The following is a 15,233-nucleotide window of genomic DNA, read 5'->3' as shown; positions in this document are numbered from 1 at the left end:
GGCGAGCGGTCATTCCGCGGCGAGCAGTTCGGCGGCCTGCGGGCTTTGTTCGAGCAGTAGAAGCATTCCGCGCTCCTCCCGGCTTTGCCAACGGGTGCGGCGTGGCAGGCGCAGTGCGGCGCGCCATTCGTCCTGATCCTCGACACGCGCGATGACGGCGGGGTGGATATAGCTGCGCCGCGCGACCGCAGGCGTGTTGCCGAGCCGGTCGGAAACCACATCGAGCAGGTCCTTGATCGCCACCTCTTCCTTTGCCGAGGACAGCGCGGTGAAGGCAAGGACGCTGGCGTGATAGGTACGAAAATCCTTTGCGGTGAAATCCTCGCCCATGGTTTCGCGAAGATAGGCGTTCACATCCGATGAGGTGACGTGATGCGCATCGCCATCGGCATCGACATATTGGAACAGATGCTGCCCCGGCAGATCCTGCACATCCTTCACGAAGCGGGCGAGGCTGCGATCGGTCAGCGTGACCTTGCGCAACTTGCCCGACTTGCCCTTGAACTTGAGGTTCAGCGCGCCCTTCGTCACCTCCACGTGGCGGTGGCGCAGGGTGGTTGCGCCAAAACTCTTGTTCGCCCGTGAATATGCCTCGTTCCCGATACGTATGCGGCCGAGATCGAGCAGGCGAATGACGCTCGCAATGGCGCGCGCGCGGGTGAGCGTGGGGGCGGCAAGATCGTCCTCGACCCGCTTGCGAACGAGCGGCAGCAATTTTCCGAACGCGGCGCAGCGGTCGAACTTCTCGCCCTCGCGCGCTTCGCGAAAGGCCGGGTGATAGCGATATTGCTTGCGCCCGCGCGCGTCGATCCCGGTGGCGAGGATATGGCCGTTGCCCGCCGGGCAGAACCACGCATCGGAATAGGCAGGGGGCAGGGCAATGGCATTCAGCCGCGCAATCTCCCCCTTGTCCCGGATCAGCGTGCCCGCCGGATCGTAATACGCCCAACCCTTGCCGCAACGCCGGCGCGTGACGCCGGGAAGGGAATCGTCAACATAGACCAGCTTGGATGCCGAACATTCGGCGGAGGATGTGCGCGTTGCCATTGCCGAAAAACCCTTTTCGCAACAGCCGGTTCCGCGCCCGATGACGGGTGGGTGCACTTATCACGACGGATCGTGCAATCGGCCCCTTTCATTTGATTGCGGTATGGTTATAAGGCCCCGCGCACACGGATGCATATTGGGGCGTAGCCAAGCGGTAAGGCACCGGTTTTTGGTACCGGCATGCGCAGGTTCGAATCCTGCCGCCCCAGCCATTGCAGTTTCACCAAACGAAGCCGGACCGCCCTACGCAAGCGCAAGCTCTGCGGTCGCCAGCCCCGCCACACCTGCATCGAATGCGAACAGGGCGCCAGCGTCCGGTTGCTCGCGAAGCTGCGCCTCGCTAAGCCCGACGCGCGCCGTCGTGACATAGGCGGTGGCCCGATCCGGTCCCCCGAATGCAAGCTTCGTCACCCGCGCGCAGGGAAACCGGATTTCGCGCATGAGGCGTCCGTCGGGATCGTAGCGTCTTACCCCCCATCCATCCCACAGGCACACCCAGAGGCACCCCTCGGCATCGAGGGTCACCCCGTCGGGATATCCGTCGCCATCCTCTATCCGGATGTGGAGCCGGCCATCGACCGGCACGCCATCCTCGATCCTGTAGCGGGAGACGACCCCGCGAGGCGAATCGACGTGATACATCGTTTCGCCATCGGAAGAGATCGCCGGACCGTTCGGCACCACGATCGCGTCGAGATGTTGCCGGACCTCGCCGCGGTCATAGACGAACAACCCGCCCACAGGCTCCGTCTCCGGTTCGTGCGACATCCCGAACCAGAGCCGGCCATGGCGATCGACCGCCGCGTCATTGGTGCGCGTGGCTTCCGGCACGGGAAGGTCGCACAATTTGTCGTCGCGCCCGCCAAGCGACAGAAGCCGAAGCTCCCGGTTCGAGCCGTAGACGAAGCTGTCCGCCCCTGCGGGATAGATGAAGCTCGGCCGACCGGTACAGGGCAGGTCGCGGCCCTCGCCACGTTGCGGATCGAACAGGCATATGCGCCCGCCGTGAATGTCGACGAAGAGCAGCACCTGCTGCTCCTCGACCCAGACCGGCCCTTCGCCAAGCATCGTCTCGGCGCGCCAGGCGACCGTCAGTCCGCTCTCGCTCATCGAATAATTTCCACGATCTTGCTCCCAATAATCCTCTTTTGTATGAGTATATAGGCGCGCTCAAACGGGTCAATCTGTGTCGGAGGGAGATAAGACTTCGTAAGGCAAAGGCCCGCGAAACGGGTCGATGACAGTGTGGAATGCCGCCTTCGCTATGCCGGGTGGATCGACAAGTCCGACAATAGCGACCCATCGGCGTAAAATCGTGACCGCCTCGTCCTATGCGGCACGCGGGAGCGAAGGCAGTCGTGAGGCGGCCTATCCTCGACTACGCTTGTACAGAAGGGCGGCGATCGCTCATCCGACCTGTTCCATTGTGCGGCTGGTGGCATGTCGGAGCCATCGCCCGCCCGGGCTTCTCCTGCACCGCACGGCGCGCAGAAAAGGCCACGTCTCATCGTCGGGATCATGGCATGCGGACACATCGCGGCGCCCGTGCGTATGGAGGGGAAAGGAGAAAACTACCCATGTCCGAAAATCAGACGACACTCTACACCATGCCCGGCACCTGTTCGCTGGCCGCCAATATCGCCATCGCGTGGATCGATGCGCCGGTTGCCGTGCACCACATGGCCTATGGCGATCACAAGAAGGACGACTATCTCGCCATCAATCCCAAGGGCAAGGTGCCCGCGATCAGGTTTCCCGATGGCGATGTCCTGACCGAGCTTTCCGCGATCCTCGCCTGGCTGGGCGCCGCACATGGGGGCGAGGGCTACGCCCGCGATACGACGCTCGGCCGGCGCGAAGCCGAAGCGTTGTCGTTCATGACGACCGAGGTTCACGCAAGTTACGGCCCGCATTTTGCGCCACAGAATTTCGCCGAAAGCGAGGACGCGCAAAAAGAGGTCAAGCAGGCCGCCTATGATACGCTTGCAAACCATTACACGCGTATGGAGAAGAAGCTGAAGACCGCCGGCGGGACATGGTATCTTGGCGAGCGGAGTTTCGCGGATGCGTTTCTTTATGTGCTCGTGCGCTGGCTGGATCAGACGCCGATGACCCTCGCGGACTATCCGGCCCTTGCCGCGCATCGCGACCGGATGGAGGCAGACGAGGGGGTGCGAACCGCTCTCTCGCGGCAGGATATGGAACCGATGGGCGCGGCATAGGAACAATCGGGAAGGGGGCGTGGACGTTGTCCCATGCCCCCTTTCGCGGGGTCCGACCATCGCCGCGGTCGCCGCGTTCAATCCGCGAATGACTTCGCCAACAACCGGTCCAGCCCGCCCGGTTTGACAGGCGCGCTGAACAGATAGCCTTGCAGATGGCTCACGCCCAGCCTGGCGAGCATGTCGCGCTGACGCTGTGTCTCGACACCTTCTGCGACCACCGACATCGACAATTGCCGGGCAAGCCCCACCACCGCGGTCACGATCGCCTTGGCCGCCTGTGAGCTTTCAATTTCGCGGATGAAGGATTTGTCGATCTTGACCGTGTCGAAGCAGAACTTCTGAAAATAGCCGAGCGAGGAATAGCCGATACCGAAATCGTCGACCGATATGCCGATGCCCATCTGCTTCATCCGTTCGAGCTGGGCAAACGCTTCATCCGCGTTTTCCATTACGAGGTTTTCGGTGATCTCCAACTGAAGCCGGCTTGCCGGCAAACCGGTTGCATTCAGCGTATCGGCGATCGTCTTCAACAGCTTGCCGGAGTAGAACTGCCGCGGTGACAGATTGACGCAAACCCGCACGTCGTCGGGCCAGCTCTTTGCATCCAAACATGCGCGCCGCAGGATATTCTCGCCCAGCTCGTCGATAAGATCGCAATCCTCTGCGACGGAGATGAACAGATCGGCCGGGACCGGGCCGCGTTCCATGTCGGTCCAGCGGGCGAGCGCCTCCATACCGACCACGGCGCCCGTATCGACACTCACGATCGGTTGATAGACGGTTTCGATGCGGTCGGCCGCGATCGCATTGCGCAACTTGGTTTCGAGGCGAAGGCGATCACGCTGTGCGGTGTCCATCGCATCGTCAAAGAAACATGGCTCGCCGCGGGTGTCGAGCTTTGCCCGGTACATCGCGAGGTCGGCATTTTGCCGCAGCGTTTCGATCGTATTGCCATCATCGGGATAGATGACGACGCCCACCGACATGCGGATAGCGACGGTTATCGCGTCGATCCGGCACGGCGTTTCGAAATCCTCGAACAAACGGTGGGACAGCGTCCGCGCGCGGCTGCGAAGGTTTCGGCCCGTCAGCAGGCAGGTAAACTCGTTCCCGCCGACGCGTGCGATGCTCGTCCCATCGTCGGCCATGGCGAGCAGACGCTTGCCGACACGTTCGAGCACCCTGTCGCCGATGGCGTGGCCGAACTGATCATTGATCGCCTTGAACCTGTCGATATCGACGGACAACATGGCAAAGGGCGCGCGTTTGCCGACAAGATCCTCAGCCTGCTCGAGAAAACTCGCCCGGTTGATCAGCCCGGTCAGGCTGTCGAAGCGTGCGAGCCGCAACCGTTCGGCTTCCGATTGCCGCATTTCGGTAAGATCCTCGGACAGGCCGAGCAGATATTGTCCCGGCCGGTCGGGTCCGTCGATCAGGACGCGTGTGGTCCGGATATTGACGACGGAGCCATCGTCGCGCTCGAACGCGCTTTCGCTGCATTCGGGATTGCCGCTTTTGAGGGCGCCTAGATCGTTCTGCCTGAAGACCGGTTCACGGCCGGGGAACAATTCATCATCCACCTTGCCGAGCATGGTGCCGGGCGGACGACCAAGAAGGTTTTCAGCTTCCTTGTTCAGGAGCAGATATTGCCCCGTCGCGGCGTCCTTCACGAACAGCATCAGCGGAAGGTTGGACACAACCGCGTCGAGGAACCGTTTGCTCGCCAGGCGGTCGGCCTGCAGCGCCTTGCGTTTTGAAATATCGCGGATGATCGCGGCGAAACCGCCATGCGCCTCGTCACCCCACGGGGCGAGGGACAGCTCCACCGGAAAGACGGAGCCGTCGCTCCTGCGTGCCTGCAACTCCACGAACTTGCCGACGAGCCGGGTCGCCCCGCCCCTGGCCGCCCGCTCGAAACGGAACTGATGCCCGGCGCGCAGATCGTCGGGTATGATGCAGGTCACGTTCTTGCCGAGCGCCTCTTGCGCGGACCACCCGAACAGCTTGGCCGCCGCATCGTTATAGTAGACGATTTCGGCCTTCCGGTTCGCGGCGAGCACGGCATCGGGCGTCGCCGTCACGACCTTGGCCGCGATATCCGCCTCGCGCCGCGATTTGCGCGCTTCGATCAATTCGCTCACGATGGCGGCGAAATGGTGGAGACGTTCGAACTTGTCCGCGTCGAAATCGTGCCGCGGACGCGTGTCGATGACGCACAGGCTGCCCACGCAATGACCCGAACGAAGATAGAGCGGCGCACCGGCATAGAAGCGGATATGCGGCGCCTCGGTAACGAGGGGATTTGCCGCGAAACGCGCGTCTCGATGCGTGTCGCTTACCACCATCCCCTTGCGGTGTGCGACGACCTGATCGCAAAACGCGATGTCGCGCGGGGTTTGCTCGAACGCGATATTATAGCGTGCCTTGAACCATTGCCGATCCTTGTCGACGAGGCTGACGGCGGCACTGCTCACGTCGAATATCGATGCCACGAGCCGCGTCACCGCGTCGAATTCCTCCTCCTCCTGCGAATCCAGAATGGCAAGTTCGGCAAGAGCCGCGAGCCGTTTCTGCTCGTTCAGCGCGAAAGGATGGGGAGCCTGCAACACGGCGCATCCTCTAGCTTCGCATGGTTTAACATTGCGTATACGCAGGCTCCGGCAAAACTGCGCAGGGTGCGGGCCGTGGTCTTGTGATGTGTCACGCCGACGCGAATGCGGCTTGCCGTTTGCCGCTGTTTTGCGTCATAAATCTGACTTAACATCGGCTTACCGCATTTTGGCATCGGATCGGCCTTCCTGCCGTCCGCATCGGTTTTCCATAAGGGTCACGGACATGGTTGCGAACACGTCAGCGCGCGTCTTTTTCAACGAAATTCACTACGACAATGCAGGCAGCGACATCGGCGAATTCATCGAGATCGCCAATCTCGATTCCGTCGACCTTACGGGGTGGAGCGTGATCCTCTACAACGGATCGAACGGCACGCCCTACAATACCATCGCGCTGTCGGGGAGCGAGAGCTTCACCACGGTGAACCTGCCCTCCAACGGGCTTCAGAACGGCTCGCCCGACGGGATGGCGCTTGTGGATGCGGGCGGCGCGGTGGTCATGTTCCTGTCCTACGAAGGCAGCTTTACCGCCGTGGGCGGCGCGGCCGACGGGATGCAGAGCACCGATATCGGCGTCGCCGAGGATGGCACGACGCCGGTCGGCTATTCGCTGCAACTGGCCGGAACGGGCACGAGCTATGGCGATTTCACCTGGACCGGGGCGGCGCCGGGCACGTCGGGTGAGGCCAATACCGGGCAAAGCTTTGCCCAGAACGAGCCTGCGCCCACGGTGTTCTTCAACGAATTTCATTACGACAATGCGGGCAGCGATGTCGGCGAGGCGATCGAGATCGCCGGCAATGCGGGCACCGATCTGTCCGGCTGGTCCATCGCGCTTTACAACGGCAATGGCGGCGGGGTGTACGACACCATCGCGCTGTCCGGCACGATTCCGGATCAGGACGACGGGTTCGGCACGCTCGCCTTTGCCGCCACGGGTCTGCAGAACGGCGCGCCCGACGGGTTCGCGCTGGTCTCGGCCGATGGCACGGTGGTGCAATTCCTGTCGTACGAAGGCACGCTGACGGCGACGGACGGCCCGGCGGCGGGCATGACCAGCGTCGATGTCGGCGTCGAGGAAGCGGGCAGCCCGGTGGGATTGTCCCTGCAACTGTCGGGCACCGGGTCGAGCTATGACGACTTTACCTGGACCGGGCCGGTGGACGAAAGCTTCGGCACCGTGAACGGCGGGCAGGATTTCGTCGCGCCCAATCCGGCCGGCAGCCTATACGTCGACGATGCCTTCGTCGTCGAAGGGGATAGCGGCACGAGCGATCTTACCTTCACCGTGCGCCGCACCGGCGGCAGCGATGGCGAGGTTACCGTCGATTACGCCGTCGTGCTCGGCGATGATGCGCAATCGGCGGATGCGGCCGATATTGCCGGGCCGCTTTCCGGCACGGTCACCTTTGCCGATGGGCAGACGAGCGCGACGATCACCGTCGCGGTGGTCGGCGATACGGTTGCGGAACCGACCGAGACCTTTGCCCTCACGCTCAATGACGCGACGGGCGGCGCCGATATTCGCGCCGGGACCGCGACCGGCACGATCGAGAATGACGATCTGCTCAACCTTCGCATCGGGGAGATCCAGGGCGAAGGTCACCGCTCGATCTACGAAGGTAGCGAGGTCGAGACGGGCGGCATCGTCACCGCCGTCGCGTCGAACGGTTTCTATATACAGGATCCGGACGGGGACGGGAACGCCGCCACCTCGGACGCCATTTTCGTCTTTACCCGCACGACCCCCGGCGTCGCGGCGGGCGATGCGGTGCGTGTATCGGGCACGGTCACCGAATTCCTGCCCGGCGGCGATGACAGCAGCCTCACCACGACCGAACTGATGGACGTGAGCGTGACGGTCGAAAGCAGCGGCAATGCGCTGCCGCAGGCGGTCGTGATCGGACCGGACGGCATTTCCCCGCCGACCGAGCTCATCGACGACGATGGGATGACGACCTACGATCCGCAAAGCGATGGCATCGATTTCTGGGAAAGCATGGAGGCGATGCGCGTCACCGTGCAAAACCCCGTCGCCGTCGACAGCACAAATCGTTTCGGCGAAATCTGGACTGTGGCAAGCGATGGTGAGGGCACGCTGCTCGCCACCAATGTCGCGGAAAGCGGGCTCGTTACCGTGCGCGGCGGCGAGGGCGGTCTCGGCGTGTTCAACAGCGGCGCAGGCTCCGATTTCAATCCCGAACGGATCCAGATCGACGGCGGCTATACGCTTAACGGCGTGCGTTTCGACACGCCCGACGTGGCCCCCGGTGCGCGGCTCGACGATGTGACGGGCGTCATCGATTACAGCTTCGGCAATTTCGAACTTCGCCCGACCGAGGAGGTTACCGTCGCGGCTGAGGCCGAGGTCGCGCCCGAAACCTCGATTCTGGAAGGCACGGCGAACCAGTTCACCGTGGCCAGTTACAACATCCTCAATTTCGATATCAACGAGGCGGACGGCGATACCGACATTGCCGATGGCCGGCTCGATGCGATCGCCTTCGACATTGGCGTGGCCATGAACGCGCCCGATATCGTCGTGCTCGAAGAAGTGCAGGACGACAGCGGTTCGGCCAATGACGGCACGGTTTCGGCGAGCATGAATTTGCAGGCGATTGCGGACGCGATCCAGGCCGAAACGGGCGTTGTCTACTCCGTGCTCGACAATCCGTTTGTCGAGGATGGGCAGACCGGCGGTCAGCCAGGCGGCAATATTCGCGTGGCGTTCCTCTATCGCGAGGACCGGGTCGATCTCGACGAAAGCTCGGTCTTTACGATCGACGACGATGCGTTCGCGCGCGTGCCGCTGGGCGCGACATTCACCTTCAATGGCGAGGAGGTGACGGTCATCGGCAATCATTTCACCTCGCTCATCGGGTCGGACACGACATTCTCCGCCAATCAGCCGCCCGAGATGGCGGGCGCGCTGCGCCGGGCTGAACAGGCCGCCGCGCTCAACGCCTATGTCGAGGGGATTCTCGCCGATGATCCCGACGCCAATGTCGTCGTCGCAGGCGATTTCAACGATTTTCAGTTCGAGGAGACGTTGCAGATTGTCGCGGGGCAACTCGACTACGCCAATGGCGCGATCATGGACGGCAGCGACGTCGAGCTCGTCAACCTGACCTGGATGCTCGACCTGGCGGAGCGTTACTCCGCCCTGTTCGAAGGCAATGCACAGCAGATCGACCATATCCTCGCGAGTGAGAGCCTGCTCGGCGGGGCGGCGTTCGACATCGTGCATCGTAACGTGCCCACAGCATCGGGCGTGTCCGATCACGATCCGGTACTGGCGCGCTTCAACCTGGGTGAGCGGGTGCTTGACGGCGGGAACAAGGCCGACATGCTGACCGGGAATGGCGGCAACGATGTCCTGTATGGCGGGAACGGCAGCGACGTGCTCATCGGGCTTGGCGGCAACGACAGGCTGTATGGCGGCAATGGTTCGGACACGCTGCTGGGCGGTGCGGGCAATGACTGGCTCGAGGGCGGCAATGGCGCGGATGTTCTCGACGGCGGCGATGGCATGGACATGCTGATCGGCGGGCGCGGTCCGGATGTCTTCGTGCTGCATGGCACGGCGCGCGATGCCGACATCATTGCCGATTTTGGCAATGGCCCCGATGCCATCCTGATCGAGGGGATGGGCAGCGCGCCGATCGCATTCGTTCAGAATGGCGCGGATACGGAAATCTACGCCGGCGATACGCTGATCGGCACGGTTCTCGATGCAAAGGCGAACGCTGTCGAGCATGCGACGGCACCGGCACCCGCCGCACCGTTCATCAGCGCCTATTTGGGCGCCGAACCGGTCGCGGTTGAGGAAACCGGCGAATGGCATGCGGATTACCTGATCCCGATGCATGCGGCGTCGGATGTGGTTATAGGGTGATACCCTATCGGGGCGGGCCGTTTCCGCGCGGTCTGCCCCGATTGCATTGCGTCATATCGGCAATGCACGCCGGGCCGACGTCGATCTGCATCCGGACCATTCTCTGTGAATTTTACGGTTAATTACGCAGTGCAAAAACGAATCTGACTCAGGAAACCGCTTTAAAAAACTTCGTACCGGATCGGCACAATTGGTGCGCTTTCCCACTACGAAGGATTAAGTCATGTTCCTGCGTCTTGCTGTGGCTGCTGCCACCATCGTTCTCTATTCGGGATCGCCCGCAACGGCACAAAGCTCTGCGACGGCGAATGGTTCCCTCACAATCGTACAGCCGTTGACGATTACGAAGAATGCGGATCTTCGTTTCGGCAGCATTCTGCGCTCCACGACGAGCGACGGTGCCGTACAGGTCGATGTGTCGGGGCTGCGTTCGGTAAGCGGCGGGGTGGAAAGCATGGATGCCGGCGACACGCCGCAGGCCGCCGCGTTCACCATCGCGGGGGAAGGTGGCCACGCCGTGTCCGTCACCATCCCGAGCAGCTTTGTCCTGTCGAACGGTTCCGAGATGCTGACTGTTGCGACCGCACATAACCTGTCCGGTTCGCTCAGCGCGCAGACACTGAGCGGAAGCGCAGGCGGTGCGGGGCAGCTGGACGTGCGCGTCGGCGGTTCGGTCGCGGTGAGCACTGCGACGGTCGCCGGGCTGTATTCCGGTTCCTTCACCGTTTCCACCGCGTATAACTGAGATGGGACGGGTGCGCGCGGCACTGGGGGCGATGCTGAGCATTGCGATGCTGGCCGGAAACCCGGCCGCGGCGCAATCCGGCAATGTCAGCCTGTCGCATCACAGGCTTGTGTTTGACGAAGGAACGCGCACCGCAACGCTCTATATCGTGAACAGAGGCGATACGGCGGTGACCTATCGCGTCGACATGATCGAGATGGAGATGAATGCAGATGGCGCCATTACTCCCCTCGGAAATCAGGTGCCCGACACGTCGGCCAGCGCGTTTGTCGATTTCACGCCCCGGCGCATCGCGCTCGCCCCCCGGCAAAGCCAGGCGATCAAGGTCAGGGCCCGCGTTCCCGCGTCGCCGGGCGAACGGCGCAGCCATCTCGCGATCACCGCACAACCGGCGGACGATGCCGGCTTCTCTCCCGAGGAGATCGCCCGCGTCAACCCAAGCTCGATTTCCGTCCGCGTGTCCAGCCTGTTCAGTGTCAGCATCCCGATCATCCTGCGCACAGGCATCGATGGGGCGGGGGTGACAATCGAATCGCTGCGCATGGCTTCCGGGCGGGAGCAGGAGCGCCCCGTGCTTGCCTTCGATCTGGTGCGCCAGGGGGAGGGTTCGGTTTACGGCGATGTCGAGATCGTCGCCGGTTCGGGCAAGAACCGCGAGGTGCTGGAATCCATTCGGGGTATCGCGGTCTATCCCGAGATTGCCCGCCGCACGGTTCGCGTCGCACTTCCCGAAGATTCCGTGGGGCGCGCCGTACGCGTCGTCTATCGAAACCGGGAAAACGTCGCCGGCAACGAACTGGCGGCGACCGCGCTCAACGTGCCGTGAGCATGGCATGGATGGCGAATGGCGGCATGGTCCTCGCCCTCGCCGGAACGCCGGTTCTGGCCCAGCCGACGTCCGCCCTGCCGATAGGGGTGGGGCGCCGTGCCTTTCGGATGACAATCTTCTATGGCTCGAAGTGCGGGTCGGGTCCGAATTGCTCGCCAATACGATGGACGCCTATCGCGCCGGGGACAAAATCTTCATCCAGCTCGGCCAGCTGGCGCGTTTGCTCGATCTTTCGGTCCGGGTTTCGCCGGACGGGCTTTCGGCGACCGGCGATCTGAAACCGCCCGCGGCCCCCTTTGCCATCGATGTTGCCGCGATGACGGCGACCATCGGCGCACAGCCGCATCACCTCGACAGCGGCAGCGTGTGCCCTTTTTCCGGCGATCTCTTTCTTGCGACCGACCTTGTCGAACGGGTGCTGCCCATGCGTCTTCGTCTGCGCCCCGATGCGCAGCTGATGGAGATCGATCCGACCGCGACCCTTCCCGTCATGTTGCGTCGCGCGGTCGAGGATCGACGCCGCCATCTGGATCAGAAGGAGGTGAAGGGTGTCTATCGCCGGATCGAGGATCCCTATCGCGCCATGACCGCACCCACGGTCGCCTTTGCCGCGGGCATGCAAACCGGGCGCGGCTTTGCCGATGCGATGCAATGGGTGAATGTGCAGGCGGCGAGCGACCTTGCCTTTGCCGGGTTTCGCGGGGCTTTCGCGGCGAATTCGCGGGGCATGCGGACCGCGCGCCTGTTCCTCGAACGGGTGGATGCGGACAATCGCGCGCTCGGCCCGCTCGGCGGGAGGCGCGCGGTTCTGGGCGATGTGAACACGCCCGATGCCCGGCTCGGCGCGCGCAATGTGCCCGAACGCGGCCTGTTCTTCTCCACCAGCCCGTTGTCGCGATTCGATTTTTCCGCCCCCGTGGTGCCGGAGGGGGATTTGCCTGCCGGCGAGGATGTCGAACTCTACGTCAATGGCGTCCTGCGGGCGAGCCAGGCCGACGAGGGGGTCGGACGCTACCGCTTCGAAGGGCTGACGCTGCCGATGGGCGACAATCTGGTGCGCCTGGTCTTCTACGGCGCGCAGGGTCAGATGCGCGAGGAAGTCCGCCACGTCCCGCTCGGCGCCGGACAGTTGCAGCCGGGGGAAAGCGTGTTCCAGCTCGGCATCGCAGAGGCGTTCAAGCCGGTTTATGGGTTCGGGCTCGCCAATTTCATGCACAGGGAGGCAGGACCGCGCGTCACGCTCGGCATGGATTACGGGCTGACGTCGAGTTTCACCGTGCATGCCGATCTCACGCGGTATGACCCGTGGGGTGCGGGTGCCCGGATCGCCGCCGCCGCCGGGGTCAAGACCATCGTCGCAAGGACCGGCCTCGATGCGCTCGTTGCCCATGATACGCTTGGCGGCCGGGCGGCGAGCCTGCTTGCCGCGACGCGCCGGGGCAGCTTCGACCTTCGTGCGAGCCATTCGGAATATGCCGGTGGCTTCATCGACGAAACGCGTGGGCCCATCGGCTTTGGCCTTGGCGCGCTTCGCCGGGCGAGCGAATTGCGGATGGGCGTCGCGGCGCCCTTGCCGGGCGGAATGCTGCTGCCCCTGTCATTCGATCTTCGCTATGCCGATTTTGACAGGGACGGCGCGCGTTTTGATGCGAACATACGCGCTGGCGTGTCGCTGGGCCGTGCCTATGTCAACCTGCTGCTCGGTCGGCAGCGCCGGAGCGGCCCTGTCGCGATGGAGCGCAACGTCGCCGCCGCGGAGGCGATCGTTCCGCTCGCCGAGGCGGTCACGGTGCGAACGGGGCTCACCTATCGCATGACGGACGGGGCAGGGGTGGAGCGCGCATTCATCGCTTCGCAATTCCGGAACCGTTTCGGCGAGTTTCAGCTCGGCGCGTCGCGCTACGATCGCGGCGTGGCCAACACGCTGGTGGATATGTCCCATCGTTACCGGATCGCCGGGGTGGATATTACGACCGCCGGGGGGATGGAGCTTGATACGGGCGATTGGCGCGCGTCGCTGCAATTGTCCTTCGTGCTCGCGCCGGGCGGAATGCGGGATGGCTATCGCCTTTCGTCGGCGAATGGCGCGATCGGCGGGCGCGGGGCAATCGACGCCTTCATCGACGCGAATGGCGATGGACGGCGACAGGATGACGAAGTCGGCGTCGGTTCGCTTCGCATTCACACGCCCGGCGGGATCGTGACCACCGATGATGCCGGCTACGCCGTTGCGGATATGCTGGGCGATTCGTCGCCGGCACGGCTGCGCATCGACGCATCGCAGACCGATCAGCTTTATCTTGGCGGGGTGCCCGATGCCTTGATGTTGACCCCGCGGCAGGGGCGAACCGTGCCGATCCGCATCCCGATGAGCTTCGCGTCGGAGATCGAGATTCCGGTGTTTTTCGCAACCTCGGACGGCTTTCGTCCGATCGCCGCGATTTTGCTGAAGCTCGTGCCGCTGGCGGGCGAGGATGGTGCCGGTCCGGTCATCGCGGCGCGCACGGGCCACGACGGTATTGCCATTTTCGGTGCCGTTCCGCCGGGCAGGTATACGCTTCGCCTCGATCCCGATCAGGCCACCCGGTTCGGCCTCCGCATGGCTGAGGCGCCGGTGGTCGAGGTGCCTGCGTCGTGCGGCTACATGCTGCTCGACCGTGCCATTCTTCATATTCAGGAAGGAGCGGTTTGATGGCCAGGTTCGTGATGTGGCTTCTGCTGCCCGTGGCGCTGGCGTTCGTCTGCGTTTCGCCGGCACAGGCACAGCTTTCGGTGGTGTTTCAGACCGGCGTCGCGTTGCAGCTTGGCGAGATCATCGCCGGCACCGTGCCGACGACGTTCCGGATCGCGCCATCGGGACAGGTCACGCGCATATCGGGCGATGCCATCCGGCTCAGCACGCGCCGGTGGCCGTGCCCCGCATGACGATATCGTGCCGTGCGCTCAACCTCTCGAACCTGTGCCTTATCCGCTATGTCCGCATTACCCTCGTGCCGCAGACGCAGCATGCCGCATCGCGCGTCACCATGTTCTATCCAGGGACACTTTCGGGGGCGAGTTTTCGGAACGGCCCGCCGCCGGGGGGAAGCTCGCTCGATTTTCAGCTTAATCCGATGGGGCTGGGCGACACCACGCTGAGCCTCGCGATGGATGTGGTGGTGGAGCCGGGCTATACCGGCCCCGCAACCTTCGCATACAACGTGAGCGTCGCCTTCGATTGAGACGGGATCAGATGGAGAGCCGGGGGCCGGGAGCATCCCCGGTTGCACGAATATCACCCGGATCGCCGGAAAGCCGCCGCCGGAACAGCGACTTTACCAGCCAGCTTTCCAGTATGCGTCCCACGATATAGAGCGCCGCGAAGATACCGGCGAAGATATAGGCGGCCGTGGGCTTGGGGCCCTTGTCCTCTTCCGCATCGTCGGCGCTCGGCTTTTCGGGTACCGGGGCGCCCAGTGCCGCGTCGATGAAGTGCTGCGGCAGATCCTCGTCCTCGGCCTTGTCCTTTTTTTCGCTGTCCTCGGCCGTTGCAGAATTCGCCTCGTATTGCGCGATGAGCACGGTGACCTGCGCGATGGCGAGAAAGAGCAGCGGCGCAAGGAAGCAATAGAGCAGGGCGCGGCTTTTCATGTTGTAGCGCAGCGCGCGTCCGCCCGCACCTTCCTCGACGCGCAGGGTTCCGCCATCGAATATCGAAAGCCTGTCCTGCGCTTCCTGATCCTTCTTGTCGAAGGTCAGGGTGTCGCCTTGGCGACGATGCGTCGTGCCGCGCGTCGCGAAAAGCGGATCCAGCCGCGCAAAGGCATCGTCGGCATCCTGACCGGGGAGGAGCGGCACCGCGCCCTTTATGTGCCAGATGCTGTCGATCATGGATTTCATG

At 63.5% G+C, this 15,233-nt stretch carries 11 protein-coding genes and 1 tRNA gene; 8 read left to right on the top strand and 4 right to left on the bottom strand.

Annotated features, from left to right (window positions below):
- Nucleotides 1–9: 9 nt before the first annotated feature.
- On the bottom strand, nt 10–1,047 hold the full coding sequence (locus K4G67_RS06265) for a DNA topoisomerase IB (RefSeq protein ID WP_239805526.1): 1,038 nt from the start codon (nt 1,045–1,047) through the stop codon (nt 10–12).
- A gap of 137 nt (nt 1,048–1,184) precedes the next feature.
- Here K4G67_RS06265 and K4G67_RS06260 point away from each other — a divergent pair.
- A tRNA-Gln gene (locus K4G67_RS06260) sits at nt 1,185–1,259 on the top strand.
- A gap of 31 nt (nt 1,260–1,290) precedes the next feature.
- Here the strand turns inward: K4G67_RS06260 and K4G67_RS06255 are convergent.
- Nucleotides 1,291–2,157, bottom strand: a complete 867-nt coding sequence (locus K4G67_RS06255) for an SMP-30/gluconolactonase/LRE family protein (protein ID WP_239805525.1) — start codon at nt 2,155–2,157, stop codon at nt 1,291–1,293.
- Nucleotides 2,158–2,624: 467 nt separating this feature from the next.
- On the opposite strand from K4G67_RS06255, the gene K4G67_RS06250 reads away from it, so the two are divergent.
- The gene (locus K4G67_RS06250; RefSeq protein ID WP_239805524.1) at nt 2,625–3,269 is read left to right on the top strand and encodes a glutathione S-transferase family protein; all 645 of its coding nucleotides are present in this window, start codon (nt 2,625–2,627) and stop codon (nt 3,267–3,269) included.
- A gap of 77 nt (nt 3,270–3,346) precedes the next feature.
- Here K4G67_RS06250 and K4G67_RS06245 read toward each other — a convergent pair whose 3' ends face one another.
- A complete protein-coding gene (locus tag K4G67_RS06245) occupies nt 3,347–5,881 on the bottom strand; it encodes a bifunctional diguanylate cyclase/phosphodiesterase (RefSeq protein WP_239805523.1) in 2,535 nt (844 codons plus the stop codon).
- A 226-nt stretch (nt 5,882–6,107) separates the two neighbouring features.
- Between K4G67_RS06245 and K4G67_RS06240 the strand changes: the two genes are divergently transcribed.
- From K4G67_RS06240 to K4G67_RS06215, 6 genes are all read left to right on the top strand, one after another.
- Complete coding sequence (locus K4G67_RS06240) at nt 6,108–9,779, top strand: endonuclease/exonuclease/phosphatase family protein (RefSeq protein ID WP_275588760.1); 3,672 nt, start codon at nt 6,108–6,110, stop codon at nt 9,777–9,779.
- A gap of 223 nt (nt 9,780–10,002) precedes the next feature.
- Nucleotides 10,003–10,524: a DUF4402 domain-containing protein gene (locus K4G67_RS06235; protein WP_239805522.1), complete on the top strand. Its 522-nt coding sequence runs from the start codon at nt 10,003–10,005 to the stop codon at nt 10,522–10,524.
- 1 nt (nt 10,525) lies between these two features.
- Nucleotides 10,526–11,350: a fimbrial biogenesis chaperone gene (locus K4G67_RS06230; RefSeq protein ID WP_239805521.1), complete on the top strand. Its 825-nt coding sequence runs from the start codon at nt 10,526–10,528 to the stop codon at nt 11,348–11,350.
- Between the two features lie 133 nt (nt 11,351–11,483).
- Nucleotides 11,484–14,045 (top strand): hypothetical protein, encoded by a 2,562-nt coding sequence (locus K4G67_RS06225; RefSeq protein WP_239805520.1) that lies wholly within the window; start codon nt 11,484–11,486, stop codon nt 14,043–14,045.
- Entirely contained in the window at nt 14,045–14,278 is a 234-nt protein-coding gene (locus tag K4G67_RS06220; RefSeq protein WP_239805519.1) for a hypothetical protein, read from the top strand. The genes K4G67_RS06225 and K4G67_RS06220 overlap by 1 nt, the downstream gene beginning before the upstream one ends.
- Entirely contained in the window at nt 14,275–14,574 is a 300-nt protein-coding gene (locus K4G67_RS06215; protein ID WP_239805518.1) for a hypothetical protein, read from the top strand. The genes K4G67_RS06220 and K4G67_RS06215 overlap by 4 nt, the downstream gene beginning before the upstream one ends.
- 7 nt (nt 14,575–14,581) lie before the next feature.
- Here the strand turns inward: K4G67_RS06215 and K4G67_RS06210 are convergent, their stop codons facing one another.
- Entirely contained in the window at nt 14,582–15,232 is a 651-nt protein-coding gene (locus K4G67_RS06210; protein ID WP_239805517.1) for a hypothetical protein, read from the bottom strand.
- Nucleotide 15,233 lies beyond the last annotated feature (1 nt).

Origin of the sequence: Croceicoccus hydrothermalis (genome assembly GCF_022378335.1) — a bacterium.
In the GTDB taxonomy this organism is placed as follows: domain Bacteria; phylum Pseudomonadota; class Alphaproteobacteria; order Sphingomonadales; family Sphingomonadaceae; genus Croceicoccus; species Croceicoccus hydrothermalis.
Note: the sequence above shows the minus strand (reverse complement) of the source record. Positions and strands in the feature narration are given on the sequence as shown.

Bases quoted from the DNA above. Each gene is read 5' to 3' on its own strand.
- K4G67_RS06265 (WP_239805526.1), bottom strand. From the start codon at position 1,047: ATGGCAACGCGCACATCCTCCGCCGAATGTTCGGCATCCAAGCTGGTC.
- K4G67_RS06255 (WP_239805525.1), bottom strand. From the start codon at position 2,157: ATGAGCGAGAGCGGACTGACGGTCGCCTGGCGCGCCGAGACGATGCTT.
- K4G67_RS06250 (WP_239805524.1), top strand. From the start codon at position 2,625: ATGTCCGAAAATCAGACGACACTCTACACCATGCCCGGCACCTGTTCG.
- K4G67_RS06240 (WP_275588760.1), top strand. From the start codon at position 6,108: ATGGTTGCGAACACGTCAGCGCGCGTCTTTTTCAACGAAATTCACTAC.
- K4G67_RS06235 (WP_239805522.1), top strand. From the start codon at position 10,003: ATGTTCCTGCGTCTTGCTGTGGCTGCTGCCACCATCGTTCTCTATTCG.
- K4G67_RS06230 (WP_239805521.1), top strand. From the start codon at position 10,526: ATGGGACGGGTGCGCGCGGCACTGGGGGCGATGCTGAGCATTGCGATG.
- K4G67_RS06220 (WP_239805519.1), top strand. From the start codon at position 14,045: ATGGCCAGGTTCGTGATGTGGCTTCTGCTGCCCGTGGCGCTGGCGTTC.
- K4G67_RS06215 (WP_239805518.1), top strand. From the start codon at position 14,275: ATGACGATATCGTGCCGTGCGCTCAACCTCTCGAACCTGTGCCTTATC.
- K4G67_RS06210 (WP_239805517.1), bottom strand. From the start codon at position 15,232: ATGAAATCCATGATCGACAGCATCTGGCACATAAAGGGCGCGGTGCCG.